Here is a 26,082-nt window from a genome sequence, read left to right on the forward strand (position 1 = left end):
GCCAAGTCGTTAGGCGCGTAATCATGGATAGTTCGTTACAATATGATAAACTTCCTATACAAATCGACAAAACTGTAGTAAATTTAGTTGTTGGAAAAGATTATATAGAGAGAACTATTTTAAACGGAGGAAACCCAAATGCGCAAAACAAAAATCGTATGTACTATCGGTCCTTCTAGTGAATCGTTAGAAAACATCAAGAAGCTGATCATGGCCGGAATGAACGTCGCTCGCTTGAACTTCTCCCACGGTGATTACGAAGAGCATGGGAACCGGATCAAGAATATTCGTCAAGCGAGTGCGGAGCTGGGGAAATCGATCGCCATACTGTTGGACACCAAAGGTCCTGAAATCCGTACCGGTAAATTGAAAGAAGAGCCTATCGAGCTGGTACAGGATGAATTCATTACCTTGACGACCGAAGAAATTCTCGGCGATAAGAACCGGATTTCCATCACATACAAAGATCTTCCTGGAGATGTGGAAGTCGGTTCGACGATTCTGATCGACGACGGTTTGATTGGTTTGACAGTCGTTGACATTCAAGGAACGGAAATCAAATGCCGCATCGTCAATGGCGGAACGATCAAGAGCAAAAAAGGCGTGAACGTACCCGGCGTAAACATTTCCCTGCCAGGCATCACTGAGAAAGACGCTAACGACATTAAGTTCGGGATCGAGCAAGGCATCGATTTTATTGCCGCTTCCTTCGTTCGTAAAGCGAGCGACGTGCTTGAAATTCGTCAACTGCTGGAGCAACACAACGCAACTCATATTCAAATCATCTCTAAAATCGAAAACCAACAAGGTGTGGACAACCTTGATGAAATCCTGGAAGTATCTGACGGCCTGATGGTTGCTCGCGGTGACCTCGGCGTGGAAATTCCTGCGGAAGATGTACCGCTCGTGCAAAAACGCATGATCGAGAAATGTAACCGTGTTGGCAAACCGGTCATCACAGCTACGCAAATGCTTGACTCCATGCAACGCAACCCAAGACCTACGCGCGCAGAAGCCAGCGACGTGGCTAACGCGATTTTTGACGGTACGGACGCAATTATGCTCTCCGGTGAAACGGCTGCCGGGAAATATCCGGTGGAATCGGTGCTGACGATGTCCCGCATCGCAGAGAAAGCAGAATCCGCTTTGGAATATCGTGAAATCTTCTTGAAGCAAAGCAATGCCCAACAAACGACCGTAACCGAAGCGATCAGCCAAGCAGTTGCCAACTCGGCGCTGGAGCTGAACGCGAAAGCGATCATTACTTCGACGGAAACCGGTTATACGGCACGGATGGTCTCCAAATATCGTCCGAAAGCACCAATTATCGCTGTGACGACGGAAGATCAAACCTTGCGCCGCCTGGCCCTGAACTGGGGCGTAACGCCGGTGAAAGGCGATATCGCCAGCACGACGGACGAAATGTTCGACAAAGCGATGAAGGGCGGCTTGGATTCCGGACTGGTGAAGGAAGGCGACCTCGTAGTCATTACTGCCGGGGTACCGCTCGGACGTTCCGGTTCCACGAATCTGGTGAAAATCGGGCAAATCCGCAAGTAGCTTAAGGTTTATATACATCGACTTCAAGTCACAAAGAAAGCAATGGGGCCCGCTGAGGGACCATTGCTTTTTTTGCCGCCGAACGGGAACTGTACCTGCGGCAGCATCAGGCAAATCAGAAAGGAGCGGAGAATCGTGTACGTATGCGAACTGTCTATTGAGCCGAAATATTCGGAGTTTGACATGATGGGGATCATTTACCATGCCCGTTATATCGAGTGGTTCGAGCAGGGGAGGCTGCATCTGAGCCGGAATCTCGGCTTCGATTATTTCGATATGGAGCAGGCGGGGTATATCTCGCCCGTTCACGAAATGAAAGTAGAATATAAACGCGGGATCCGGTACGGGGATACCGTCCTGCTTAAGACCCGGGTCATTGAGAACAACGGGGTCAAAACGGCCTACGGATATGAGGTGTATAACGGGGAAGGCACGTTGTGCGTCGAGGGTTCTTCTTCGCATTATGTCGTTCGCCGCGAGGATTTCAAACCGGTGCAGTTCAAGAAGGTGTTCCCGGAATGGTACGCGGCGTTGGAGGAAGCCCGAAAACCGTAAAATTTTGATTATGTGACGCGGAGGCGGTAAAATACAAGTACAGGAATGTGATAAAGGAGTCCTGATATGCGTAAATGGATAGCCGCTCTCATCGTGTTGATTCCGATTGTTGAGTTTTGGGGGTATATGTACGTCGGAGAGAAGCTGGGCGTTGGGAAGACGATATTTTTGACGCTGGCGACTTCGGTCATCGGCGGGTTGATGATGCAATTTGAAGGACGTAAGGTGCTCGCGGATGCCCGAGCTCAGATGAGCGGCGGCCAACTTCCGGGACGAATGGTCCTAGATGGCTTATGCGTATTTGCCGGCGGGATTCTGCTGCTGATCCCTGGCTTCATTACCGATATCATTGGGTTTACGATGGTGTTTCCGCTGACGCGTATTCTCTATCGGATCCCGCTGATGAAATGGGTCAGCAAGAAGATCAAGGACGGAACGATTACGTATTTCCGCCGTTAACTCTGGTGGCAGGCAGCCCCTAAACAAGTCAAGAAAGGCATCTCGTCTCGGAGGGACGGGATGCCTTTTTTTTTCAAGCGTGAAGCTAATTCTATCTCAATCGACCATGCAAAATATAGTTCCGCAAATCCCGGACAACACCTGCACGGACGGCAGCACCCAGGATGACCAGCGTCACCGGACCGATGATCAGTCCCAATACGCCAAACAGCTTGAGCCCAACAAACATGGCGATCAGCGTGGGCAGGGGATCAAGTCCTACGCTGCTGGCTAGGACCTTTGGTTCAATGAGCTGACGGGCCAGCAGGATGACGCCGTACAAGACGGCCAGTCCAATCCCCAGCGTGTCGTGACCGGTGGCAAAGGCGTAGATGAGCCAAGGAATCATCACTGTACCGACACCGAGATAGGGCAACAGGTCGACAAGGCCGATCAGCAGGGCGTAGGTGAAGGCGGAATCGACGCCGAGGATGAGCAAGCCGATGAGAACGATAAACGCGGTGATCGAGATCATGATAAATTGCGCGCGCAGATAACCCGATAACGCCCGCTGGAGGTCGCGCCAGATGGCGCCTACGGTTTTGCGGAACGGCGCAGGGACCGAGGCGGCCAGAAATCGCATATCCCGCTCCCAATGATTGCTGATAAAAAAGGTGGCCAGCAGGATCACCCCGAGGATCACCCCTAAATTCGGGAGCGAGGAGAGCAGGTTGACGATCGTTTCCAAGACGTGATTGATAAGACGGGATACAAACGATCCGAACCTTTCAGCGGTATTGTCGATGTTTTTGTGGATCGTATTTTCATAGCCAGGGTTATCCGCAATAAACCGGTTGATTTCGGTAATGATCGACTGAATGCCTTCGCTTTGCGTCCATGAGATGAGCAGATTCCTCCACTCGGCGATCCGGTGATCAAAGGATTCGGCGAAATGAATGAGCTCTTTGACCAGCCGCGTTAAGGCCGCTGACACAATGATTCCTGCACTGCCTACATAAATGAACAATGAAAGCGTCACGGCCAGCCATTTAGGCACTTGCAAGTGTCTTTGGAACCACAGGACCAACGGATTCATCGCGTAGGCGATCAGCCAGGCGATAAGAAATGGATAACCGAGCGGGAGGAGCCAGTAGATCGCCAGGACGGAGACGATGAGGACAATGCATATCCAGCTGCCGCGCAGCACGCGCTTGACGATCACGTGATCCAAGTGGCATCTCCCCTTTTTCCCAGAAACCTGTCCTAGTTCAACTCTATGATTTGTCCACCTCGAATATTCCGCAGTGCACATTTTTTGGAAGTTGTGATATAATTCATTGCACAACTGCAATCGTTTACAAAATTTCTTTATTGTTGTGATAAAATCATTTAATGTACCCGGCGGTGCTGAAGCGGTTCCCATGTTTTCGGAAATCCAGTATGATGAAGAAGTAAGCGGTGGAGCTCTATTTTTGCAATTATAGGCCCGTTATTGGTTAACTTCGAAAATTTAAAACTTTCAATTTTGAGAGTGTTTCATGGGCTTGTTTGCTCACAAAATGTTAACAAAGGAGAGATGAATCATGACAGCTACGAAAGGCCTGGAAGGCATTGTTGCGGCAACCTCTTCGATCAGCTCCATTCATGATGGCGTTCTCGCTTATCGTGGTATCAATATCGACGAATTGGCGGAACGTGCGAGTTTTGAAGAAACAGCTTATTTGTTGTGGTACGGCAAATTGCCTAATCGAGCCGAATTGGACCGCCTGCAGCAGCAATTCAGCGATTACGCCGAAGTTCCTGAAGCGGTGCTAGAACAGATGAAGCTGTATCCGCAGACTGCTAACACGATGGCAGTGCTTCGTACTGCCGTATCGGCTCTTGCTTTGTATGATGAGAACGCCAATGACAACTCCCGCGAAAGCAACCAATTAAAGGCGATTAAGCTGCAAACCCAAATACCGACCCTGATTGCCGCGTTTGCCCGGATCCGGGAAGGTAAGGAGCCTGTCGCTCCGCTGAAGAACGTATCGATCGCACACAACTTCTTGTACATGCTGACCGGCGAGGAACCGGATCCGATTGCCGTTCGCGCTTTGGATCAAGCGCTGGTGCTGCATGCCGACCACGAGTTGAACGCTTCGACGTTCTCTGCACGGGTAACGATTGCAACGCTGTCTGATATTTACTCCGGAGTGACCTCCGCGATTGGCACCTTGAAGGGACCGCTGCACGGCGGCGCCAATGAAGCGGTGATGAATATGCTGGCCGAGATCGGGACGCTCGATCAAGTAGAGCCGTATATTCAGAAGAAGCTGGCCAATAAGGAGAAAATTATGGGCTTTGGCCACCGGGTATACAAAAACGGCGATCCGCGCGCAAAACACCTGCAAAATATGTCCCGTCAGCTGAGCATTCTGAAGGGCGATACCACGTTGTACGATATGTCCGTCAAAGTGGAACAGCTGGTCACCGCGCAAAAAGGGCTGAAGCCGAACGTTGACTTCTATTCCGCTTCCGTATATACGATGCTGGGCATTCCGCGTGACCTGTTTACGCCGATTTTTGCCATCAGCCGCTTGTCCGGTTGGACAGCTCATATTCTGGAGCAGTTGGAAGATAACCGCTTGATCCGTCCTCGTGCGGAATATACCGGTGCTACCAATCAGAAATACGTTCCTATCGAATTAAGATAAACAGCAATACGGGAGCTCCAAGGAACATTGTGGTAAAATGGAGACCGTGAGATGCAGCAAACAGACTTGAAGGAGGAAAACGTAAAAATGTTGAAACTCGAAAAGTTTGATCTTCCTACTGAAGGCGAGAAAATTACGATTCAGAATGGGAAGCTCCAGGTGCCTAACAACCCGATCATTCCGTTTATTGAGGGCGACGGGACTGGCCGTGATATTTGGAAAGCTTCGAAACGCGTACTCGACGCCGCCGTGGAGAAAGCCTACGGCGGTGAGAAGAAAATCGCGTGGTATGAAGTGTTCGCCGGCGAAAAGGCCTTCAATACATACGGGGAGTGGCTGCCAGCGGATACGCTGACGGCGATCCGTGAATATATTGTGGCCATTAAAGGACCGTTGACTACGCCAATCGGCGGCGGCATCCGCTCGCTGAACGTGGCGCTCCGTCAGGAGCTGGACTTGTACGTCTGCCTTCGTCCGGTCCGTTATTTCCAAGGCGTGCCTTCTCCGGTGAAGCATCCTGAGCTCGTGGACATGGTGATTTTCCGCGAGAACACGGAGGATATCTATGCCGGCATCGAGTATAAAGAAGGCTCCGAGGAAGTTAAGAAAGTGCTGGCCTTCCTGCAAAACGAAATGGGCGTGAAGAAAATCCGCTTCCCGGAAACGTCCGGTATCGGTATCAAGCCGGTTTCGGAAGAAGGGTCGAAGCGTCTTGTTCGCGCAGCGGTTGAATATGCGATCAAGCATGGCCGTAAGAGCGTTACGCTGGTGCATAAAGGCAACATCATGAAGTTTACGGAAGGCGCGTTTAAGAATTGGGGTTATGAAGTGGCGGAAGCCGAATTCGGCGATAAAGTGTTTACTTGGGCCGAATACGACCGGATTAAGGAACAGTCCGGTGTGGATGCAGCGAACCAAGCGCAGAAAGCGGCAGAAGCCGAAGGCAAAATCATCGTGAAAGATGCAATTGCCGATATTGCGCTTCAACAAGTATTGACGCGGCCGACGGATTTTGACGTCATCGCTACGTTGAACCTGAATGGCGACTACTTGTCCGACGCCTTGGCAGCGCAAGTAGGCGGCATCGGTATCGCGCCAGGCGCTAACATCAACTACGTCACCGGACATGCGATCTTCGAAGCAACGCATGGTACAGCTCCGAAGTATGCGGATCTCGACGTGGTGAACCCGGGCTCTGTGATTCTGTCGGGCGTCATGATGCTGGAGCATCTGGGCTGGCAAGAAGCGGCGGATCTGATCTATAAAGGCTTGGAAATTTCGATTAATAACAAAACGGTGACCTACGACTTTGCCCGCTTGATGGACGGAGCAACGGAAGTGAAATGCTCCGAGTTTGCTGATCATGTCATCAAAAACATGTAATCGTTCATTTTAAGCTTTAGCAGGGCAATCTCCGTTGATGTAGACCCTCCCTAGCGTTTGGCAGGGAGGGCTTTTTTTGCCTTGTCCTTCAGCGATTTCTTTGGTTTCCATCCTTTGTTTCCATCCATAAATAAAATAGATTATAATAAATGTAATTGACACGAAAGGACGGTTAGGTCATGTACCAAGTCATGTTATTCCTACATATTGTCGGCGCATTGGCGCTTGGCTTCTATCTGGTTCTGCCGTTTGTGCTCGGCCGAATCGGCAAATTGTCGCTGGCGGCTCAGGAAGGGACGGTATCGGCAGTGATCTCCCTGAACCGGTACGCGCAAATCGGGCTGATCATCCAATTGTTGACGGGCGGTTATTTGATTGGACAAGGCACTTACTCCGTCGCGTGGATGATTGTGATCGTCATCTTGTACCTGGCGATCGGCGCGTTTAGCGGAATTATGGCCAAGCCGCTGCGCTTGGCGCTGGAAGGAATTCGTAAGAATCAAACCGTGACGGCGGAGGAAGGGAAGCTGCGTACATTAAGCGCTCTGCTCTCCGTGACGGTATTGCTTATTTCGTTCTTTATGGTGTTCAGCACCATTATTTAATCGAAAAGTTCAAAGACCTGCCGGTAGATTTACCGGCAGGTCTTTTTGCTGAACGCAGCTTTAAGCCGCGTTGGCGCTTGGTTAGGAAGGACTTTGATTCGCTTTTTTTAACTCGTCCAAATGGGTGAACATTAATTTTAAAATATCGAGCGCCAGTTGTTTCTCTTTCGTAGAACGGTTCATGACGATCTGTTGGATCTGATCCAAGAAATGGTCGTCACTGATCTCAATCGAATCGTGGAGCAAATAATCAACGGTAACGCCCAATTGATTCGCCAATTTCACCAGCGTTTCCAGGGACAAACTGCGTTCTCCCCGTTCGATTTGTCCTATGTATGCGTCCGAAACTTCAATGCGTTCGGCGAGTTTTTCCTGGGTCAAGTGCATTTTATGCCGTTCTTGACGCAGCCTTTTCCCCAATGCCTCGTAATCCATATTACCCCTCCTGTATTTACCTTAAGTTAGAACCTGATGGAAAGATAATAAACTACAGGTTTTGTTTGTATTTACTGCAAGTACGAATTGGGTTATTATGGAATTACAGGATTTTTTAAATTATATCCTATTATTTATTCTAACTAAATATAAGGAGATCATGTATGTCTTCCTCATCAACTTCAGTTTCAATTATTATCGCTGTCAAGAATAACGGAATCGATTTGTACACGACGATGGAATCTTTGAAAGTGTCGCATACGACCTTGCCTTATGAAGTGATTATCGTTGATGAAGGTTCGATTGACGGGTGCTGTGATTTTTTGATGAATTACCGGTTCGATCGGCCGATTCAACGGATCAAGGGAGAGCCCGGAACATCGGCGCGCAATCTCGGCGCAGCGCATGCGAGAGGGGATTACCTGATCTTCAGCGGCTCTCATTTATATTATGATGACGGATGGATGGAGCGGCTGCTGGAGCCGCTGATGCAGGGACAAGCCGATGCCGTGTCACCTGCGTTTGAGAAGAGTGAACGCTCTACTGCCCCGGCCGGTAAGGACGTCGGAGGGATGATTGGCTTGTTGCGCCGCTACCCGATCCAGAGTGCAGGTCAGAATCTGGACATCCCGTGGTTGTCCTGGGAATGCTTTGCGGTCCGGCATGATACGTTTCGGGAGATGGAGGGGATGGTGGACGGCTTTTTCGGCAAAGATGTGGAGACGGCTGAATTTTCCTTGAGGCTTTGGCTGCAGGGTGGAACCTGTCGCATCGTCCCGGATGTGACGTTAATGCAGGTGTTCCGTCAGAATTTCCCCTATGACAATAGCCGGGAAATGTGGGGTGTGGATCTAATGACCCTTGCTAATTTACATTTTGGGGATGAACTGATCTCGGTTTGCCGGGAACAGGTGAGTCAAGCGTTTGGCGGAGAGCTGCTGGAAGCGGACCAGCTCAGCCAACGGGCTTTGGCTCGGAAGGAGAAATTTGCCTCCCTGCGGAAGCGCGATGCAGAGTGGTTGTTTAAGCGATTCGGGATCCATTGGAAATCGTAGACGGATAAGCTGGGGCTGTCAGGCTATCCTAAGAGGTGAGTGAGTGGACAGGTACGTTCGTACCTATTTCACCAATTACCGTAAAGGAGGATGCAGCAATGGCAGGTAACGGACAAGCGAAGCAAACCTTGCCGCCTCAGCATCAAAATCATCAGCCCGGCATCGAAGCCGAGATGCACCCGCGCCCGGTTTATGAGGGGAATTACAAGGCTGCCGGCAAGCTGACGGGCAAAGTAGCGCTGATCACCGGAGGCGACAGCGGCATTGGCCGGGCTGTGGCCGTAGCTTACGCCAAAGAGGGTGCCGATGTGGCCATCGTCTACTTAAATGAGCACGAGGACGCGAACGTGACTCGGCAGGAAGTCGAACAGGAAGGGCGCAGATGCCTGTTGATCGCCGGTGACATCGGCGACGAAGCGTTTGCCGAGAAGGCTGTACAACAGACGGTACAGGAGCTCGGGCGCTTGGACATCCTGGTGAACAATGCTGCTGAGCAGCATCCGCAGCCGGACATTACAGCCATTACGTCGGCGCAGCTGGAGAAGACATTCCGGACGAACATCTTCTCCATGTTTTATTTGACCAAGGCAGCGATGCCGCATTTACGCAAGGGCAGCTCGATTATTAATACCGCATCGGTAACGGCTTATAAAGGCAACCCGCAGCTCATTGACTATTCCGCCACCAAAGGGGCGATTGTCAGCTTCACGCGGGCGTTATCGATGAACGTCGTTGGGAGCAAAGGCATCCGGGTGAATGCCGTTGCCCCTGGACCGATTTGGACGCCTCTCATCCCGTCTACCTTTGATGAGAAGCAGGTATCCGAGTTCGGAGGAACAACGCCGATGCAACGTCCCGGTCAACCGGAGGAGCTGGCTCCGGCTTACGTATTCTTGGCTTCGGACGACTCCTCGTATATGAGCGGCCAGGTGTTGCATATCAACGGCGGTGAGATTGTAAACGGCTAGCCTTCGGGCTGAGATTCTGAGATTGGATCAACCCATGCAATCGAACCCTCAAGAGATTCGGCACAGTACCGAACAAGCTTGAGGGTTCTTTCCGTATTTTTCGCCGATTCAGCCTTTCAAAGGAATTCTTCAGTGATAATTCTCACTCATTTCGGAGCTGATTTTGGACAGAAATCGTCAACCGAAACGAGTTCTTATGTTATTATTAATCTGAAGAATGCGATAGGTTAACGACACCATGTGATGAAGGATATTACGCGCCAAAGGGTCAAACAAGATGGCAGGGAGAGGGGAATCTTGGATCATGCACCAGTTTGAAGAAAGCGTATACGAATTGATTGTGGAAGCTTCAACGAAATTGCCGGGCGACGTTCGGCGTGCAGTGAATCGGGGCCGTGCCTTGGAAAACCGGGCGACACGGGCCGGTTTGGCCATGTCGACCATCGCGCAGAACATTCGGATGGCGGAGGAGCAGGTTTCACCGATCTGCCAGGATACCGGGATGCTCACGTTTATGATACACACGCCGGTAGGGGCGAATCAAATTGAAATGAAAAAGGCGATTCACGCCGCGGTGAAGCGCGCCACGGAAGAAGGCAAGCTGCGTTCCAATTCGGTAGATTCGCTCACAGGAGCGAACAGCGGAGACAATTTAGGCCCAGGGACGCCAGTCATTCATTTCGAGCAATGGGAGCAGGACTCGATCGACATCCGGCTGATCTTAAAAGGCGGCGGGTGCGAAAATAAAAATATCCAGTACAGCCTTCCAACCGAGCTGGAGGGGCTGGGCCGTGCCGGACGGGACCTCGACGGCATCCGTAAATGTATCCTGCATGCCGTGTACCAAGCGCAGGGGCAAGGCTGCAGCGCAGGATTTCTTGGCGTGGGCATCGGCGGCGACCGTACGACGGGATACGAGCTGGCTAAACAGCAACTGTTCCGCCCGCTGGATGACGTGAACCCAAATCCGGATTTGGACCGACTTGAAAAATATATTATGGAAACCGCCAACCAGTTGGGTATCGGAACGATGGGCTTTGGCGGGGAAGTCACTCTCTTAGGCTGCAAAATCGGGGCGATTAACCGGCTTCCGGCAAGTTTCTTTGTCTCCGTTGCTTATAACTGCTGGGCGTTCCGCCGTCAGGGCGTGGAGATCGATCCGGCAACCGGGGCGATCCGTGAATGGCTTTATGAACGCGGCAGCGAGGTGCCGGTGGACGGCGAGCTTGAATCGGTTGCAACAGGAGCAGCTGCCGAAGGGACTCCAGCGCCAGCCAGCAGAGAAGTTGTGCTGCAAACCCCAGTGACGGAAGAGCAAATCCGCAGCCTGCGGGTGGGCGATGTGGTGATCATCAACGGGGAAATGCACACTGGACGGGATGCTCTGCACAAATATTTAATGGATCACGACGCCCCGTTGGATTTGAACGGTGCGGTCATTTACCACTGCGGACCGGTCATGCTGAAAGACGAGGAAGGTTGGCACGTGAAGGCGGCCGGACCAACAACCAGCATCCGCGAAGAACCGTATCAAGGGGATATCATGAAGAAATTTGGCATCCGCGCCGTGATCGGCAAGGGCGGCATGGGGCCGAAGACGCTAGCTGCCTTGAAAGAGCATGGCGGCGTGTATTTGAATGCGATTGGCGGGGCAGCGCAGTACTATGCGGAATGTATCAAGAAAGTCAACGGCGTTGATTTCTTGGAATTTGGCGTTCCGGAAGCGATGTGGCATCTCGAGGTCGAAGGTTTTGCGGCGATCGTAACGATGGATTCGCACGGGGACAGCCTGCATGAAGGCGTGGAGAAAGATTCGTTGGCGAAGCTCGCCGCATTTAAGGATCCGGTGTTTAAATAAACATGAAAACCTTTCGCTCGCGCCTAACCCTCATCCTGATGATTTTGCTGGGCATCTCCATGCTGGCTGCCGGCCTGGCGATGGCCCAGATGTTTAAGAATATGCATATTCGGGCGTTGGAGGACAATATGGCCCGGGAAATTAACTTGCTGGAAGCTACCGTGGATTTCGTTTCCGCCCAAGGGAATCCCGAGGCCCAGGCCTACTACGAACGTCAAGCGAAGCAATTCGAGGAGCTGACCGGTTCCCGAGTCACGTTCATTACCCTGGACGGGAACGTTGTTGGCGATTCGGAATCCAATCCTGAGCATATGGATAACCATGCCCATCGTCAGGAGATTGAATCTGCAGCGGGCGGGAACGTCGGGAGTGCGATCCGGTACAGCGAAACGATCGGCGAAAATATGCTGTACGTCGCCCAGCGCGTGACCGCCGGCGAATTTGACGGCTATATCCGTCTTTCGATGAGTTTGGCTGACGTGGAGGAGGGGCTAGCCCAAGCCTGGATGTGGCTGTTTGGCGCGTTGCTTGTTCTATTCCTCATCGCGGGGCTGGTGAGTTACCGGGTGGCGGCGGGGTTAACGAAGCCGCTGGAACAAATTACTCGCGTAGCCCACCGTATCTCTCGATTTGATTACGACGCGAGAGTCAAGCTGGCCCGTAAGGACGAAATCGGTCAACTGGGCATGGCAATAAACGGAATGGCGGACAGCTTGCAGCAGCAGCTCAAGCGGATCCGGGATAACGAGGATTTGATGCAAAGCGTCCTCGCAAATATGACCGGCGGTATTCTTATGGTAGATGCCACCGAGCATATCGCCTTGATTAACCGGAAAGCGGAACGCATCCTCCATACCAAGGGCGAGCTGGTGTTAGGCAAACCGTATCAGGAGCTCAAGCGAAATTACGAATTCGTTAAATTTATGGAGGAAGGCATCGCCCGGAAAGAAGCGGTACAGGAAGAACGCAACGTCTACGATCCCGAGGAGAAAATATTGCATTTCGACGGGGTGCCGATGTTTGAGGATAACGGCAACTATCGCGGCATGTTGTTCCTGGTGCAGGATGTCACCGAAATCCGCAAGCTGGAACGGATGCGCAGCGAATTCGTGGCCAACGTATCCCACGAATTAAAGACGCCCATTGCCGCGGTCAAAGGCTTTGCCGAAACGCTGCTCGCCGGCGGGGTGAAGGACGAGGAGACCACCCGTTCCTTCCTGCAGATCATCTATGATGAAGGCGACCGGTTGAACCGGCTGATTGGCGACCTGCTTGAGCTGTCCAAAATCGAATCGAAGCGGGTGCCGCTGGAGTACGCGCCCGTGCAGTTAAGCGAGCTGTTTGACAGTCTTTATGAAGTGCTTCTCCCGGCTGCGGAGAAGAAGTCGATCTCGATGTCGCATGACGTGCCCGAGCATTTATTTATCGAAGCGGACGAGGATCGGCTGCGGCAAATCTTTATGAATTTGCTGTCCAATGCGATCAGCTATTCCTTGGAAGGCGGGAAAGTGCGCGTTTCCGCAAGCATCATAGGCGAAGGCGGGGACGAGGAGAAGGTGCGTATTCTCGTTAGCGATACGGGTATCGGCATCCCTAAAAAGGATCTACCGCGAATTTTTGAACGGTTCTATCGGGTAGATAAAGCCAGATCCCGCAGCTCAGGTGGGACAGGACTTGGCCTGTCCATCGTCAAGCACCTCGTGGATCTGCACCGCGGCACGATCCGCGTGGAGAGCAAGGTTGGCGAAGGAACAACGTTTATTCTGGAACTGCCCCTGATGCATTCCCTGGATGATTAGGATCGGTCCGGGGATCATAAAAATAAAATGTAAACCGTTTTTTGTTTAACTTTACACTACGTTAACATTGCCGTGATATGCTGGGCTTGTCATTAAAGTGATATTGGTTCAGAGATGAACTTGTACCGCAAACAAATGGAGGGTACTATGACTCAACGTCTATTGGTTATCGAAGATGAACCGACGTTATCCCGGCTTTTGTCTTACAACCTGACGAACGAAGGCTATGAAGTTATCGTAGAGGATCACGGGCAAATCGGTTATGAAACCGCACTGCGGCAGGATTTTGATTTGATCTTGCTGGATTTGATGTTGCCGGGCATGAACGGTTTTGAGATCATGTCGAAGCTGCGCAGCGAGGGTGTGAAGACGCCGGTGATTATCCTGACCGCCAAAAATGCGGAGGAAGAGGTCGTCCAGGGCTTGAAATCCGGTGCTGACGATTATATCACGAAGCCGTTTGGCGTTGCGGAGCTGTTGGCTCGTGTTGCCGCCGTTCTCCGCCGTTCCACCGGCAAGGAAGAACGCGAGAAGCCGGCTGAGCAGGATAATTCACAAATCGTGCTGGGCGCCTTGACGATTTACCCCGAGAAATACGAGGTCACGTTAAACGGGGAACCAATCACGCTGAGACCTAAGGAGTTTGAGGTGCTGCTGTACTTGGCTCGCAAGCCCGGCGTGGTGATGACCCGAGACGATCTGATGAACGCCGTGTGGGGATTTGACTATATCGGAGGACAGCGGACGGTGGATGTGCACGTCAGTTCGCTGCGCAAGAAGCTTGAGCTGGATCCGCAGTCCGTGCATATCGATTCCATTCGCGGTGTTGGCTATAAACTGGTTGTGAATAAGAAGCAAGCGTCCATCATGTAACTTTTATGGTGGACGTTCTTTTTTACATAGGGCTAACATCCTGGGAACATAAGCTTAACATTATCCCTCTATGATTAGATCGAACGCAGCGTTTACATATGGGGGAGTGAAGCAGGTTGGGAAAACAGGCCATAGCACTGCTGGAAAGCTCGACAGATCAAGAGACAGGGAGCGGGACAGCAAGCAGCGAAGTAGGCGAGATTCACCGTGCGGTGTTGGTGAGGCAAGAGGATCGCTCGAATGGAGGGCGGGCAGGTGCAGGAAGTAGGGGGCTAACAACGGTTGAAGCCCGTTCCTTCTGTCGCAAGGTTCCGGTTATTGGCCCGGAGGTTCCCTGTCGCCAGGTGATGGGGGAGTTTCAAAGGCAGCCTGAGCTTCCGTGCATCGTGATTTGTGATGAGGATCACAAATCGTTGGGGCTGCTGATGCGGGATCGGTTTTTCCGCCACTTGGCGGGGCGGTTTGCCGCTGATCTATTTTATGAAGTCGCATCGTTTCAGTTTGCCGAGCAGCAACCTTTGATTTGCGAAGGTGATACGCCTGCTGGTGAACTGCTGGATCTGGCGTTGGGAAGGGAGGGAACCTCCTTCTACGATGGTCTGATCTTAACCGATCAAGGGAAATATTACGGAATCCTGACGATTCAGGATCTGATGCAGATGTCCCGGGAGCTGCAGCGGGAGGCGGATGAAGCGAGGCAGGCGGCGGTGCGTGACAGCCGCGACCGGGTCGTAGAGATCGAGCAGTCGATTGCAGCGGTGGCGGAATCGGCAAAACGAAGCTTGCAGGAGACCGAGCGGATGAATGATTTATCGTTGGAGGGGCGGCAAGAGCTGGAGGCCGTGAAGGCGTCGTTTACCCGCGTGCTCGAGATGGCCCGTTCCCAAGAGAAGCAAATGGCCAAGCTGCTGGAGCAGATGCAGCAGATCTCATCGGTTGCGGATCATATCCGCAGTCTCGCGGACCAAAGCGGCATGCTGGCGATGAACGCCTCAATCGAAGCGGCACATGCCGGCGAGCACGGGCGCGGGTTTGCGGTCGTCGCCTCCGAGGTTCGTAAGCTTGCACTGCAGACCAAGCGATTCTCGGAGGAAATTGGCGACACGTTAGGGGTGGTGAATCACTTGATTCAGCAAACGGCAGCCACCGTCTCCTCAACAGCGGAGGAGATGGCGGAAAGCCACGAACGGGTCGGTAACGCGGACGGGACGTTCCAAGCGCTGGTGGAGTCCGCCCGGGCGGCAGAGCAGCGCAGCCAGGAGATGTTCCGCTCATCGGAAACGGCGGCCGAGCGAACGAGAACCGTGCTCTGGGAGTTACAACATTTAACATCACTTTCGTAAAATTTTACACCACGTTTACAATGTAGCTCATGTGCTTTTACATAAGTGCGATAGAATACAATTGTTTGACATGAGACAATTCGCGAATATGCGTATACTAGCTAAATCGATGTAGAATTGGCACGGGCTCGCGGGAAGGCGGGTACCGTGCTTCAAGCTTGCTTGGCATTCCCCGGCCCGTAACGGCTTAGAGGCTGCGGCCGGTGGCTTAGACGTATTTTGGTGAAGGAGAACTGCAATGAAACCTATCATCCGGATTCAAAAATTAAACTTATATTATGACCGATTCCATGCGTTAAAAGACGTTTCTCTGGATATTCCGGAAAAAGCAATTACCGCTTTCATCGGCCCCTCCGGCTGCGGCAAATCGACGCTTCTCCGCACATTGAACCGGATGAACGATATGATTCCGGGCACGCGGATCGAAGGGGTTGTCCAAATTGCCGACACCGACATTTACGGCGACGATGTTGAAGTGGAGGCTTTGCGCAAACGGGTGGGGATGGTGTTTCAGCAGCCGAATCCTTTTCCGAAATCGATTTATGACAATGTGGCTTATGGCCCGCGGTTACACGGCATCAAGAATAAAGCGGAGCTGGACGAGATCGTGGAACGAAGCCTTCGCCAGGCCGTGTTGTGGGACGAGGTGAAGGATTTCCTGAATCGGTCGGCCCTGAGCCTGTCCGGCGGACAGCAGCAGCGGCTTTGCATCGCCCGGGCGATCGCTGTGCAGCCGGATATTTTGCTAATGGATGAAGCCACTTCAGCGCTGGACCCGATCTCTACCCTCAAAATTGAAGAGCTGGTGCAGCAATTAAAAGATAGCTATACGATCGTTATGGTCACCCATAACATGCATCAGGCGGCGCGCATCTCGGGTAAGACGGTCTTTTTCCTGAACGGAGAAATTGTGGAGGCGGACGATACGCAGAAGCTCTTCTCCACGCCGCAGGATCCACGCACTGAAGATTACATTTCCGGTCGTTTCGGATAACAAGGAGGCTGCAGCAAGATGATTCAAAGAAAGGAATTTGATCAGAATCTGGAGGATTTACGGCAGCTGCTGAGAAAAATGGGCGAGCATGTGGAGGATGCCTTGACGGGGGCGATCAGCGCCCTGCAGGCCCTGGACTCGGCCAAAGCGAAAACCATCATTGAACGCGATGTCGAGCTGAACCGGATGGAAGAGCAAGTGATGGACCTCGGCTCGCGCCTGATCGTGACTCAGCAGCCGGTGGCCAAGGACCTGCGGCGGATTATCGTGGCGTTTAAAATTTCCAGCGATTTGGAGCGGATGGGAGACTTGGCGATCGATATCGCGAAGGTCACCCTGCGGCTGGAAGGCCAGCAGTTAATCAAGCCGCTCATCGATATCCCGAAGATGTCCGAGCTAGTCATACTGATGGTGCGGGAATCGCTGCAATCGTATTTGGATGAGAATACCGATCTGGCTTACAAAATGGCCAAGGATGACGACGAGGTAGATCACCTGTACAGCCAGATGATTCAAGAGTTGTACGGGTTTATGATCGAAAACCCGGAATCCCTCCAGCAGGCGATGCTGCTGACGCTGGTGGGCCGATACATCGAGCGAATCGCCGACCATGCAACCAATATCGGGGAAAGCGCCGTTTACCTGGTGACCGGGCATCGTCCTGACCTGAACCAATAACTTTGAAATGAAGTTTTTCGTGCGTCCAACCGGTCGCAGCTGGCGAAATTACGCAGGCTGCGACCGGTTTTTCTTTTCCAAGGACGGCTTTGGTGTTATCGGGATGGCCCCTGTGTTATCATAAGATAAGGTAGAATACTGTGGACGAGGTGTCGTATGGAAAAATTGATTCTTATAGATGGGAACAGCATCATTTACCGGGCATTTTTTGCGATGCCGCCGCTCACGAACTCCAGCGGGTTGCATACGAATGCCGTTTACGGTTTCACCAATATGCTGCTGCGCCTGATCCAAGAGGAGCGCCCTACCCATATGCTGGTTGCCTTTGATGCGGGCAAAGTGACGTTCCGGCATGAAGGCTATCAGGAGTATAAAGGAGGACGCGACAAAACGCCGCCGGAGCTGTCCGAGCAATTTCCGCTGATGCGCGAGCTGCTGGAGAGCTTTGGTATCGCCTGGTTTGAACTGTCCGGGTACGAAGCGGACGACATTATCGGCACCTTGAGCAAACGGGCGGAAGAGGCCGGTCATGAAGTGCTGGTCGTGACCGGCGATAAGGATATGCTACAGGTCGTCAGCGATCGGGTTAAAGTGGCGCTAACGCGCAAGGGTGTCAGTGAAGTCGAGCCTTACGGCCCGCAGCAAATCGAAGAGAAATATGGGTTGAAGCCGCTGCAAATCATCGATTTGAAGGGCCTGATGGGCGATACGTCCGACAATATTCCGGGAGTGCCGGGAATCGGAGAGAAGACAGCCCTGAAATTGTTGCATCAATACGGTTCCGTTGAGGAAGTGTTGGCCCATACCGACGAATTGAAGGGCAAAATGAAGGAAAATCTGGTCAACCACGCAGAGGACGCCCGCATGAGCAAGCAGCTGGCAACCATCTTCCGCGAGGTTCCTATTGAACGGTCCTGGGAGGAGATGAAGTTTGACGGCATTCCGGAGGAAACCGCGGTCCCGATGCTGCGCAAGCTGGAGTTTAAGTCGCTGCTGGAGCGGATGTCCTTTGCCGGCGGCGAGAATGCAACCGGCGAAGCGGCTCGCGCGGAGCAGGTTGACATCCAGGTGACCACGGTGGACTTGGACAACCTTAAGGAGCTTACGGCCGATTTGCCAAACATCGAAGGAATCATCGTGGAGTCCCACGGGGAGAACCCGCATCAGGCCGAAATGATGGGCATGGTGCTGTCTACGGCCAGCCGCCACTACTTCCTGTCGTTTGACGTGCTGCAATCGGAGGCTGCGGCGGAAGTGCGCGCTTGGCTGGCGGACGAGCAGGTGCCGAAGCGCGGGTATGATCTGCACCGGGCGGATTTGGTGCTGTTCTGGCATGGCGTTGCTTTTGCCGGAGCCGAGCACGACGTGCAACTGGCGGCCTATTTGCTTGATCCGACGGAGAGCGACCAGACGATCAGCGGGCTGGCCGCGAAATACCAGCTGCCGCAGGTTCCCGGAGACGATGAAGTTTATGGCAAAGGCGCGAAATTCAAAGTGCCGGAGCCGGATGTATTGAGCCGTCATCTGGCTCGCAAGGCGGATGCTTTGCTGCGGATCCTGCCTTTGCAGCGTGAGGATTTGGCGAAATACGAGATGGAGAAGTTATTTTATGAGCTGGAAATGCCGTTATCTCGGATTTTGGCCGACATGGAGAAGCAAGGCGTTGCCGTCAACAAGGAAGCCTTGAAAGAGCTGGGCGTGGAATTTGAAGCCCAAATCAATAAACTGGTTGCGCGTATTTATGAGATCGCCGGCCAGGAGTTTAATATCAATTCCACGAAGCAGTTAGGGGAAATTCTGTTTGATAAGCTGGGCCTGCCGGTCATCAAGAAGACGAAAACCGGCTACTCCACAGATGCGGAAGTGCTGGAGAAGCTGGCGCCTTACCATGAGATTGTGCAGTTTATTTTGGAATACCGCCAGCTGGCCAAGCTGCAATCGACCTATGTCGAGGGGCTGCTGAAGGAGATTTCGCCGAAAACGGGCAAAGTGCATACGTATTTCCGGCAGACGATTGCCGCTACCGGACGCTTGAGCAGCCAGTATCCGAACCTGCAGAATATCCCGATCCGGCTGGAGGAAGGCCGCAAAATCCGCAAGGTGTTTGTGCCGTCCGAGGAAGGCTGGTTTATTCTGTCCGCGGATTACTCGCAAATCGAGCTTCGGGTGTTAGCGCATATTTCCGGGGATCCAGGGCTGCAGGAAGCGTTCCTGCACGATATGGACATCCACACGAAGACGGCCATGGACGTGTTTGGCGTAGGACCGGATCAGGTGGACGCCAATATGCGACGTTCCGCGAAGGCGGTCAACTTTGGCATCGTCTATGGGATCAGCGATTACGGCCTGTCCCAGAACCTGAACATCACGCGGAAGGAGGCTGCTCGCTTTATTGAGCAATATTTTAATGCCTTCCAAGGGGTTCGGCGTTACATGGATGAGATCGTGAAGGCAGCTAAGCGTGACGGATATGTTAAGACGCTGCTGGAGCGCCGCCGTTATCTGCCCGAGATCAACGCCTCGAATTTCAACCTGCGTTCCTTCGCGGAACGGACGGCGATGAATACGCCAATTCAGGGGACAGCGGCGGATATCATCAAGCTGGCTATGGTGCGCATGGATGAGGAACTGCATAAGCACGGATTAAAGAGCCGCATGCTGCTTCAGGTGCATGACGAATTGGTGTTTGAGGTGCCGCCGGAGGAGCTGGAGTTCATGAGCAAGCTGGTTCCGGAGACGATGGGGAAAGCGTTGGAGCTCTCTGTACCGCTGAAAGCCGAAGTATCCAGCGGATTAAATTGGTACGAAGCGAAGTAAGCTCTGCGCATGACAACAACTTAGATCGAGGTGAGAGGATATGCCGGAATTGCCGGAGGTGGAAACGGTCCGACGGACCTTAACCCAATTGATCGTGGGCAAGACGATCCAAAGTGTTCATGTGTTTCTGCCGCGCATCATCCAACGGCCGGATGATATCCGACGGTTTGAAGCCGAACTTGCCGGCCATACCATCTTAGAGATTGGCCGCCGCGGAAAATTTTTGCGGATTATCATGGATGGGCTGGTGCTCGTCTCCCATTTGCGGATGGAAGGGCGTTACGGGCTGTATCAGCCCGGAGAAGAGGTGGAGAAGCATACCCATGTCATTTTCCGGTTTACGGACGGGACGGAACTCCGCTACAAGGATGTACGCCAGTTTGGTACGATGCATCTGTTTGCTCCTGGGGAGGAGTTTACGAACAAGCCGCTGGTGAAGCTGGGATTGGAGCCGCTGGAGGAGTCGTTTACCCTTCAAGCATTCCAGGATAAAATTTCCCGGCGAACCACGAAAATCAAGCCAGCCTTGCTGAACCAGGAATACATCGTTGGCTTGGGGAATATATATGTAGATGAAGCATTGTTTCGGGCAGGCATCCACCCGGAATATCCGGCGGACAAGCTGACCAAGAGGCAGCTGGAGCAGCTTCATACCGCCATCGTTGAGACGTTAACCGAAGCGGTAGAAGCTGGTGGCTCCTCCATCAAATCGTACGTGAACGGGCAAGGTGAAATGGGGATGTTTCAACATTCCTTGCGGATGTACGGCCGCCAAGGTGAGCCTTGTCTGAACTGCGGACAGCCGGTGATGAAGACCGTTGTAGGGGGGCGGGGCACGCATTTTTGCCCGAATTGTCAGCCGCCTTATCGGACAAGCGGGTCTGCACGCGCCAAGCAACGGCTAACGAGATAGAACGAGGCTCCAAGTTATGAGTGTGAGGTGGATAGGGTTATGAACATCGGACTGACCGGAGGCATTGCGACCGGGAAAAGCACGGTTTCCCGATTGTTGGCCGAGCGTGGGGCCGCCATCATCGATGCGGATGTGATCGCCAGGGAGATTATGGAGCCGGGCCATCCGGTATTGGCCGCCGTTAGCGAACGATTTGGCCCGGGCGTGCTGCACCCCGATGGAACGCTGAATCGCAAGAAGCTAGGCGAGATCGTCTTCTCGAATCCGGAGGAGCGTAAGGCGCTGGAGGCACTAACGCATCCGGCGATCCGCGCTGAAATGAAGCGGCGCATGGAAGAGCTGGAAGCAGCGGATCCTCACAGATTGGTGGTGGCGGATATCCCGCTGCTTTATGAATCGGGTCTTGATCCGTTATACGATCAAATTATGGTTGTCTACGTCCCCCGCGAGGTACAGTTAACCCGGTTGATGTTGAGGGACGGGTTATCGAAGGAGGCGGCCGAGCAGCGGATCAGCGCCCAGATGGATATCGAAATCAAGAAAGAGAGGGCGGATATTTTGATTGATAACAGCGGTGGACTTGAGGAAACGAAGCGGCAGATAGATGACTTTTGGCGGGATCAGGGACTACGATGAGGTGGCTTCGCAAAAAAAGAGTCTTGCTTCTGTTGTTTATCGGTTTCATCATCCTCATCTTTTTTAATTCGGCATGGCTTTCGTTGTTTTACCCGATTTATTATAAAGAAGAAATCCGGCGGCATGCCAAGAACAACGGCCTGGATCCGTTTATTGTTGCAGCGATCATTAAGGTGGAGACGAACTACAAATCGGGCGTGGAGTCCCGGAAAGGCGCGCTCGGAATTATGCAGATCATGCCCGATACGGCGGAGTGGGTGATTTCCAAAGCGAAGTTGCCCAATACAACGCTGGAAGACATCCGCAACGAGACGGAAACGAATATCCAGATCGGCACCTGGTATCTGAGATCGCTCTCCCAGCAATTTGACGGTAACACCATCGCCATGATCGCAGCGTATAATGCCGGACCAACCAATGTGAAAAATTGGCTGAAGAGCGGGAGATGGGACGGACGACTGGAGACGGTGCAAAATATTCCTTTTGGCGAGACCCGGCATTACGTCCAGCGGGTATCCCACTATTACAAACAATATTTAAAGATATATGATGATTTTTAAGGGGGCCTAAGGTTATAACAAAAGAAAGCATTGACCGACCTTACGCCAGCCAATGCTCTCTTCAGTTGATCGGTTATTTGAATTGACCTGCCAGCTGTTGTTCAGCCAGGGTCACCAGACGTTTCGTGATGAAACCACCGATCGAACCGTTTTCGTAAGAAGTCAGGTTACCAGCATATCCGTCTTGTGGGAAAGAGATGCCAAGCTCCTGAGCGATTTCATATTTCATTTGATCCAAAGCTCCGGATGCTTGTCTAACCACCAGGTTGTTCGAAGAGTTATTATTTTGGGCCATGATTTGTTCACCTCCTTGTGGTTGGTAACAGTATTATGTGCTGGACTAGGAATTTCAATCACATGAATTTGCAGTAATTTATTGCCATCCGGTGAGACAGGCCGTGATGACGTCATTTAGAGGGGAGGTGTTCTAGTTTGAAATGTCCTTATTGCGACTATTTAGGCACCAAAGTGCTTGATTCGAGACCGGCGAACGAGAACCGTTCGATCCGCCGCCGGCGTGAATGCGAGAAATGCAACCGGCGGTTTACAACGTTTGAAATGGTGGAAGAAGTGCCGTTGATTGTGATCAAAAAGGATGGAAGCCGCGAGGAATTCAGCCGGGAGAAAATGCTGCGAGGTCTGATTCGAGCCTGCGAGAAACGTCCGGTTTCCGTCGAACAGCTGGAATCCATCGTATCCGAAGTGGAACGTTCCTTGCGCCACTCGGCGAACGCCGAGGTAGAGAGCCGGCAAATCGGCGAATTGGTGATGGAGCAGCTCTATCCGGTGGACGAGGTTGCATATGTACGGTTTGCTTCGGTTTATCGTCAATTTAAAGATATCAACATGTTTATGAAAGAACTCAAAGGCCTGCTGTCCAAAAATACAGGGGTCACGGAATAGTTCACTTCTCAAGCACTCTTCGCCGGCCGGCGCGGGAGTGTTTTTTTATTTTTTGCATAGAATAAACCTAAAGACTAAGGTGCCCTCTTATTTTACACAAAGTTTACAAAACGAGAACACAGCATTGATCTTCGCTTTCTATAATCAAACTGTAAATCAATTAAGGGGGAAACCTAAACAATGAAAAAGAGTATGTTATTGATTTTGACTTTGGTGCTGAGCTTCGCGCTGGCAGCATGCGGTCAAAACAACGCGGCACCAAACAACACGGCCGGCACCAACGGAAGCACTGCGGATGAAGCATCCGCGAGCAACGGGGGTAATGCAGCGACATCGGAACTTTCCGGGTCGATCTTGGCTGTAGGTTCCTCGGCTTTACAACCTTTGGTAGACCAAGTTTCGAAAAAATTCATGGATCAGAATCCGAATGTTTCTATACAAGTTCAAGGCGGCGGAAGCGGCACCGGGTTGACGCAGGTTTCCGGAGGCCAAGCGGACATCGGGAACTCCGACGTCTTCGCAGAAGAGAAGCTGGATGCGGCTCAAGCTGGTGAACTGGTTGACCACCAAGTTGCTGTCGTCGCGATGGCAGCTGTCGTTAACCCGGACATCACTGTCGACAATTTGACAAAAGACCAACTGGTCCAAATTTTCACGGGTAAAATCACAAATTGGAAAGATCTTGGCGGTCCGGACCAAGCGATTCAAATCGTAAACCGTCCGTCGAGCTCCGGGACTCGCGCCACATTTGAGAAATACGCGTTGGGTACGAAAACGGAGGACCTGCAAGGTTCGATCCAAGAAGATTCCTCCGGTACGGTAAAGAAACTGGTTGGCGAAACGCCGGGGGCGATCGGATATCTGGCCTTGTCCTACCTTGACGATACGGTCAAAGCTGTGAAGTACGAAGGCGTGGACGCAACGGAAGAAAACGTAGCAAACGGAACTTATCCGGTATGGGCTTATGAGCACATGTATACGAAAGGCGAGCCAAACGATGTCGTGAAAGCCTTCTTGGACTACATGGTTTCCTCGGATGTTCAAGGCGACAACGGCGACGTAGTAGAGCTTGGCTATATTCCGATCAGCAAAATGCAAGTGGAACGCGATGTTGACGGCAACATCACGAAGAAATAACCAGCAGATTCGATAACATCATATCAGTGCGGCAAGAGGCGGACGGTTCTGCCTCTTTCTGTGCTGTTCTTAAAGGGAGAGGTTTCATGGCTCAGTCCGGCGGAAGAAAAAAAATACAACCGCATATCGTCGAGGAATGGACCGGCAAAATTTACGCTTCATTTTGTATCGTATTGCTGGTGGTTACGATCTTCTCGATGGTTTATTACGTAGCAACCAAGGGGTTAAGCACTTTTGTTCAAGACGGAATCTCACTAGGTGAAATTTTCGGCAGCACGAACTGGAAGCCGGATGGGGAGCCGCCGATGTTTGGCGCCCTGCCGTTTATCTTGGGCTCGTTCAGCACTTCGATTCTGGCGGCGCTGATCGCAGCACCGCTTGGCATTTGCGCAGCATTGTTTATGGTTGAAATTATGCCGAAGTTCGGCAAGAAGTATTTGCAGCCGGTCATCGAGCTGCTGGCCGGGATACCTTCGGTCGTGTATGGTTTTGTGGGGCTTAGTATCATCGTACCTTTTTACAGGGATATTTTTCCGGGACAAGGTCTGGGGATCTTGGCGGGAGCGACCGTACTGTCGATCATGATATTGCCGACGATCACGTCGATCGCCACCGACGCCCTGTCTGCCCTGCCTCCCGGCTTGAAAGAAGGTTCCTACGCCCTTGGCGCTACGCGCTGGCAAACCTTGTCACGGACCGTATTGCCGACGACCTTACCGTCCTTGCTGACCGGGGTTGTACTCGGCATGGCTCGGGCTTTCGGGGAAGCCCTGGCGGTGCAGATGGTTATCGGGAACGCGCCGCATATCCCGCGCTCGCTCTTTGAATCCACCTCGACCTTGACCAGCGTCATTACGCTGAGCATGGGGAATACGGTCATGGGCACGACGCAGAATAACGTCCTCTGGACGCTGGCACTAATCTTGATGCTGATGACGTTTGTATTCGTCTTTATCGTGCGTTGGCTGGAAAGGAGAGCAAAACGATGAGCGCCAAAACCGTCGACAAAATCGCAACAGTTGTTATTATCGCTTTAGCTGGCTTAATTGTCTTGATTATGGCGGGGTTACTCGGCTTTATTTTAGTCCGGGGGCTGGGTCATATCAGTTTCGATTTTCTCACGTCACCTCCTGAAACGATTAAGGCAGGTGGCGGGATTGGCCCGCAATTGTTTAATTCCTTGTTCCTCTTGGTCTTGACCATGATCATCACGATTCCGCTCGGTATCGGCGCGGGGGTCTATATGAGCGAATACGCTAAACCGGGGAAAATTACCGATTTTATCCGTTTGATCGTTGAGGTATTGTCCTCTTTTCCATCGATTGTCGTGGGTTTGTTTGGTTTGCTCGTGATCGTGAACCTGTTTGGCTTTGGCTTCTCCCTGTTCTCAGGGGCGTTAGCTTTGACGATCTTTAACCTGCCGCTGATGGTGCGGATTACCGAGCAAGGGTTAGCCAGCGTGCCGCAGGCGCAAAAGGAAGCCAGCTTGGCGCTGGGCTTGTCCAAATGGAAAACGATCCAATCGGTGATGCTGCCGATCGCCATGCCGGTGATTCTGACCGGGACGATCCTGGCGGCGGGCCGCGTGTTCGGCGAAGCAGCTGCCCTGTTGTTTACGGCCGGGATGAGCAGTCCGCGCCTCGACTTTAGCAACTGGAATCCGTTGAGCCCTACGTCCCCGCTGAATCCGTTCCGTCCGGCGGAGACGCTGGCGGTTCATATCTGGAAGATCAATTCCGAAGGCTTGGCGCCGGATGCGCCTGAAATTGCCGCCGGTGCGTCGGCCGTCCTGATTTTGACCGTGCTGGTGTTTAACTTGCTGGCTCGCTGGCTCGGACGCGTGATGCTCAAGAAATTTACGGCGACGAAATAGGAG

25 protein-coding genes are annotated in these 26,082 nt (G+C 52.3%); 22 read left to right on the top strand and 3 right to left on the bottom strand.

Features of this window, described 5'->3' with window-relative positions:
* The first annotated feature begins 138 nt into the window (after nt 1-138).
* From pyk to NSQ80_RS06930, 3 genes are all read left to right on the top strand, one after another.
* On the top strand, nt 139-1,560 hold the full coding sequence (pyk, locus tag NSQ80_RS06920) for a pyruvate kinase (RefSeq protein WP_009226745.1): 1,422 nt from the start codon (nt 139-141) through the stop codon (nt 1,558-1,560).
* Between the two features lie 135 nt (nt 1,561-1,695).
* On the top strand, nt 1,696-2,115 hold the full coding sequence (locus tag NSQ80_RS06925) for a thioesterase family protein (RefSeq protein ID WP_009226746.1): 420 nt from the start codon (nt 1,696-1,698) through the stop codon (nt 2,113-2,115).
* Between the two features lie 66 nt (nt 2,116-2,181).
* Entirely contained in the window at nt 2,182-2,574 is a 393-nt protein-coding gene (locus NSQ80_RS06930) for an FxsA family protein (RefSeq protein ID WP_009226747.1), read from the top strand.
* Between the two features lie 91 nt (nt 2,575-2,665).
* Here the strand turns inward: NSQ80_RS06930 and ytvI are convergent, their stop codons facing one another.
* Nucleotides 2,666-3,784 (bottom strand): sporulation integral membrane protein YtvI, encoded by a 1,119-nt coding sequence (gene ytvI / locus NSQ80_RS06935; RefSeq protein ID WP_009226748.1) that lies wholly within the window; start codon nt 3,782-3,784, stop codon nt 2,666-2,668.
* Between the two features lie 352 nt (nt 3,785-4,136).
* Here ytvI and citZ point away from each other — a divergent pair, with 352 nt between their 5' ends.
* The 3 genes from citZ to NSQ80_RS06950 all read left to right on the top strand — a co-directional run bounded on the left by citZ (nt 4,137) and on the right by NSQ80_RS06950 (nt 7,237).
* Nucleotides 4,137-5,249 (top strand): citrate synthase, encoded by a 1,113-nt coding sequence (citZ, locus tag NSQ80_RS06940; RefSeq protein WP_009226749.1) that lies wholly within the window; start codon nt 4,137-4,139, stop codon nt 5,247-5,249.
* A gap of 87 nt (nt 5,250-5,336) precedes the next feature.
* Complete coding sequence (gene icd / locus NSQ80_RS06945) at nt 5,337-6,632, top strand: NADP-dependent isocitrate dehydrogenase (RefSeq protein ID WP_016312838.1); 1,296 nt, start codon at nt 5,337-5,339, stop codon at nt 6,630-6,632.
* Nucleotides 6,633-6,811: 179 nt separating this feature from the next.
* Complete coding sequence (locus NSQ80_RS06950) at nt 6,812-7,237, top strand: hypothetical protein (RefSeq protein ID WP_009226751.1); 426 nt, start codon at nt 6,812-6,814, stop codon at nt 7,235-7,237.
* 81 nt (nt 7,238-7,318) lie between these two features.
* Here NSQ80_RS06950 and NSQ80_RS06955 read toward each other — a convergent pair whose 3' ends face one another.
* Nucleotides 7,319-7,672, bottom strand: a complete 354-nt coding sequence (locus NSQ80_RS06955) for a helix-turn-helix transcriptional regulator (RefSeq protein WP_009226752.1) — start codon at nt 7,670-7,672, stop codon at nt 7,319-7,321.
* 164 nt (nt 7,673-7,836) lie between these two features.
* Between NSQ80_RS06955 and NSQ80_RS06960 the strand changes: the two genes are divergently transcribed.
* The 12 genes from NSQ80_RS06960 to NSQ80_RS07015 all read left to right on the top strand — a co-directional run bounded on the left by NSQ80_RS06960 (nt 7,837) and on the right by NSQ80_RS07015 (nt 22,166).
* Complete coding sequence (locus NSQ80_RS06960; protein WP_323076185.1) at nt 7,837-8,727, top strand: glycosyltransferase; 891 nt, start codon at nt 7,837-7,839, stop codon at nt 8,725-8,727.
* Between the two features lie 98 nt (nt 8,728-8,825).
* Complete coding sequence (locus tag NSQ80_RS06965) at nt 8,826-9,695, top strand: SDR family oxidoreductase (protein ID WP_323076187.1); 870 nt, start codon at nt 8,826-8,828, stop codon at nt 9,693-9,695.
* 304 nt (nt 9,696-9,999) lie between these two features.
* Nucleotides 10,000-11,553 carry a fumarate hydratase gene (locus NSQ80_RS06970; RefSeq protein ID WP_009226755.1) on the top strand — a complete coding sequence of 518 codons (1,554 nt, stop codon included), beginning with the start codon at nt 10,000-10,002 and terminating at the stop codon, nt 11,551-11,553.
* A 2-nt stretch (nt 11,554-11,555) separates the two neighbouring features.
* Nucleotides 11,556-13,352: an ATP-binding protein gene (locus tag NSQ80_RS06975; protein WP_036646475.1), complete on the top strand. Its 1,797-nt coding sequence runs from the start codon at nt 11,556-11,558 to the stop codon at nt 13,350-13,352.
* A gap of 147 nt (nt 13,353-13,499) precedes the next feature.
* Nucleotides 13,500-14,225, top strand: a complete 726-nt coding sequence (locus NSQ80_RS06980; RefSeq protein ID WP_009226757.1) for a response regulator transcription factor — start codon at nt 13,500-13,502, stop codon at nt 14,223-14,225.
* Between the two features lie 116 nt (nt 14,226-14,341).
* Nucleotides 14,342-15,568 carry a methyl-accepting chemotaxis protein gene (locus NSQ80_RS06985; RefSeq protein WP_323076191.1) on the top strand — a complete coding sequence of 409 codons (1,227 nt, stop codon included), beginning with the start codon at nt 14,342-14,344 and terminating at the stop codon, nt 15,566-15,568.
* 238 nt (nt 15,569-15,806) lie between these two features.
* Entirely contained in the window at nt 15,807-16,562 is a 756-nt protein-coding gene (pstB, locus tag NSQ80_RS06990) for a phosphate ABC transporter ATP-binding protein PstB (protein ID WP_009226759.1), read from the top strand.
* A gap of 18 nt (nt 16,563-16,580) precedes the next feature.
* On the top strand, nt 16,581-17,240 hold the full coding sequence (gene phoU, locus NSQ80_RS06995; RefSeq protein ID WP_009226760.1) for a phosphate signaling complex protein PhoU: 660 nt from the start codon (nt 16,581-16,583) through the stop codon (nt 17,238-17,240).
* 156 nt (nt 17,241-17,396) lie between these two features.
* A complete protein-coding gene (gene polA / locus NSQ80_RS07000) occupies nt 17,397-20,057 on the top strand; it encodes a DNA polymerase I (RefSeq protein ID WP_009226761.1) in 2,661 nt (886 codons plus the stop codon).
* A gap of 40 nt (nt 20,058-20,097) precedes the next feature.
* Entirely contained in the window at nt 20,098-20,970 is an 873-nt protein-coding gene (mutM, locus tag NSQ80_RS07005; RefSeq protein WP_339301909.1) for a DNA-formamidopyrimidine glycosylase, read from the top strand.
* 39 nt (nt 20,971-21,009) lie between these two features.
* Nucleotides 21,010-21,606, top strand: a complete 597-nt coding sequence (coaE, locus tag NSQ80_RS07010) for a dephospho-CoA kinase (protein WP_260070002.1) — start codon at nt 21,010-21,012, stop codon at nt 21,604-21,606.
* Complete coding sequence (locus tag NSQ80_RS07015) at nt 21,603-22,166, top strand: lytic transglycosylase domain-containing protein (RefSeq protein WP_009226764.1); 564 nt, start codon at nt 21,603-21,605, stop codon at nt 22,164-22,166. Before coaE ends, NSQ80_RS07015 begins: the two co-directional genes overlap by 4 nt.
* A 73-nt stretch (nt 22,167-22,239) precedes the next feature.
* Here NSQ80_RS07015 and NSQ80_RS07020 read toward each other — a convergent pair whose 3' ends face one another.
* Nucleotides 22,240-22,461 carry an alpha/beta-type small acid-soluble spore protein gene (locus tag NSQ80_RS07020; protein WP_009226765.1) on the bottom strand — a complete coding sequence of 74 codons (222 nt, stop codon included), beginning with the start codon at nt 22,459-22,461 and terminating at the stop codon, nt 22,240-22,242.
* Nucleotides 22,462-22,598: 137 nt separating this feature from the next.
* Here NSQ80_RS07020 and nrdR point away from each other — a divergent pair, with 137 nt between their 5' ends.
* The 4 genes from nrdR to pstA all read left to right on the top strand — a co-directional run bounded on the left by nrdR (nt 22,599) and on the right by pstA (nt 26,079).
* A complete protein-coding gene (gene nrdR, locus NSQ80_RS07025) occupies nt 22,599-23,069 on the top strand; it encodes a transcriptional regulator NrdR (protein WP_009226766.1) in 471 nt (156 codons plus the stop codon).
* Nucleotides 23,070-23,249: 180 nt separating this feature from the next.
* A complete protein-coding gene (locus NSQ80_RS07030) occupies nt 23,250-24,206 on the top strand; it encodes a phosphate ABC transporter substrate-binding protein (RefSeq protein ID WP_339301913.1) in 957 nt (318 codons plus the stop codon).
* 86 nt (nt 24,207-24,292) lie between these two features.
* Nucleotides 24,293-25,195 carry a phosphate ABC transporter permease subunit PstC gene (gene pstC, locus NSQ80_RS07035; protein ID WP_323076194.1) on the top strand — a complete coding sequence of 301 codons (903 nt, stop codon included), beginning with the start codon at nt 24,293-24,295 and terminating at the stop codon, nt 25,193-25,195.
* The gene (pstA, locus tag NSQ80_RS07040) at nt 25,192-26,079 is read left to right on the top strand and encodes a phosphate ABC transporter permease PstA (protein ID WP_260070004.1); all 888 of its coding nucleotides are present in this window, start codon (nt 25,192-25,194) and stop codon (nt 26,077-26,079) included. The genes pstC and pstA overlap by 4 nt, the downstream gene beginning before the upstream one ends.
* Nucleotides 26,080-26,082 lie beyond the last annotated feature (3 nt).

This window comes from Paenibacillus sp. FSL K6-2441, assembly GCF_037964765.1.
Lineage (GTDB): Bacteria > Bacillota > Bacilli > Paenibacillales > Paenibacillaceae > Fontibacillus > Fontibacillus phoenicis.

Bases quoted from the DNA above. Each gene is read 5' to 3' on its own strand.
- pyk (WP_009226745.1), top strand. From the start codon at position 139: ATGCGCAAAACAAAAATCGTATGTACTATCGGTCCTTCTAGTGAATCG.
- NSQ80_RS06930 (WP_009226747.1), top strand. From the start codon at position 2,182: ATGCGTAAATGGATAGCCGCTCTCATCGTGTTGATTCCGATTGTTGAG.
- citZ (WP_009226749.1), top strand. From the start codon at position 4,137: ATGACAGCTACGAAAGGCCTGGAAGGCATTGTTGCGGCAACCTCTTCG.
- icd (WP_016312838.1), top strand. From the start codon at position 5,337: ATGTTGAAACTCGAAAAGTTTGATCTTCCTACTGAAGGCGAGAAAATT.
- NSQ80_RS06950 (WP_009226751.1), top strand. From the start codon at position 6,812: ATGTACCAAGTCATGTTATTCCTACATATTGTCGGCGCATTGGCGCTT.
- NSQ80_RS06955 (WP_009226752.1), bottom strand. From the start codon at position 7,672: ATGGATTACGAGGCATTGGGGAAAAGGCTGCGTCAAGAACGGCATAAA.
- NSQ80_RS06960 (WP_323076185.1), top strand. From the start codon at position 7,837: ATGTCTTCCTCATCAACTTCAGTTTCAATTATTATCGCTGTCAAGAAT.
- NSQ80_RS06965 (WP_323076187.1), top strand. From the start codon at position 8,826: ATGGCAGGTAACGGACAAGCGAAGCAAACCTTGCCGCCTCAGCATCAA.
- NSQ80_RS06970 (WP_009226755.1), top strand. From the start codon at position 10,000: ATGCACCAGTTTGAAGAAAGCGTATACGAATTGATTGTGGAAGCTTCA.
- NSQ80_RS06975 (WP_036646475.1), top strand. From the start codon at position 11,556: ATGAAAACCTTTCGCTCGCGCCTAACCCTCATCCTGATGATTTTGCTG.
- NSQ80_RS06980 (WP_009226757.1), top strand. From the start codon at position 13,500: ATGACTCAACGTCTATTGGTTATCGAAGATGAACCGACGTTATCCCGG.
- pstB (WP_009226759.1), top strand. From the start codon at position 15,807: ATGAAACCTATCATCCGGATTCAAAAATTAAACTTATATTATGACCGA.
- phoU (WP_009226760.1), top strand. From the start codon at position 16,581: ATGATTCAAAGAAAGGAATTTGATCAGAATCTGGAGGATTTACGGCAG.
- polA (WP_009226761.1), top strand. From the start codon at position 17,397: ATGGAAAAATTGATTCTTATAGATGGGAACAGCATCATTTACCGGGCA.
- mutM (WP_339301909.1), top strand. From the start codon at position 20,098: ATGCCGGAATTGCCGGAGGTGGAAACGGTCCGACGGACCTTAACCCAA.
- coaE (WP_260070002.1), top strand. From the start codon at position 21,010: ATGAACATCGGACTGACCGGAGGCATTGCGACCGGGAAAAGCACGGTT.
- NSQ80_RS07015 (WP_009226764.1), top strand. From the start codon at position 21,603: ATGAGGTGGCTTCGCAAAAAAAGAGTCTTGCTTCTGTTGTTTATCGGT.
- NSQ80_RS07020 (WP_009226765.1), bottom strand. From the start codon at position 22,461: ATGGCCCAAAATAATAACTCTTCGAACAACCTGGTGGTTAGACAAGCA.
- NSQ80_RS07030 (WP_339301913.1), top strand. From the start codon at position 23,250: ATGAAAAAGAGTATGTTATTGATTTTGACTTTGGTGCTGAGCTTCGCG.
- pstC (WP_323076194.1), top strand. From the start codon at position 24,293: ATGGCTCAGTCCGGCGGAAGAAAAAAAATACAACCGCATATCGTCGAG.
- pstA (WP_260070004.1), top strand. From the start codon at position 25,192: ATGAGCGCCAAAACCGTCGACAAAATCGCAACAGTTGTTATTATCGCT.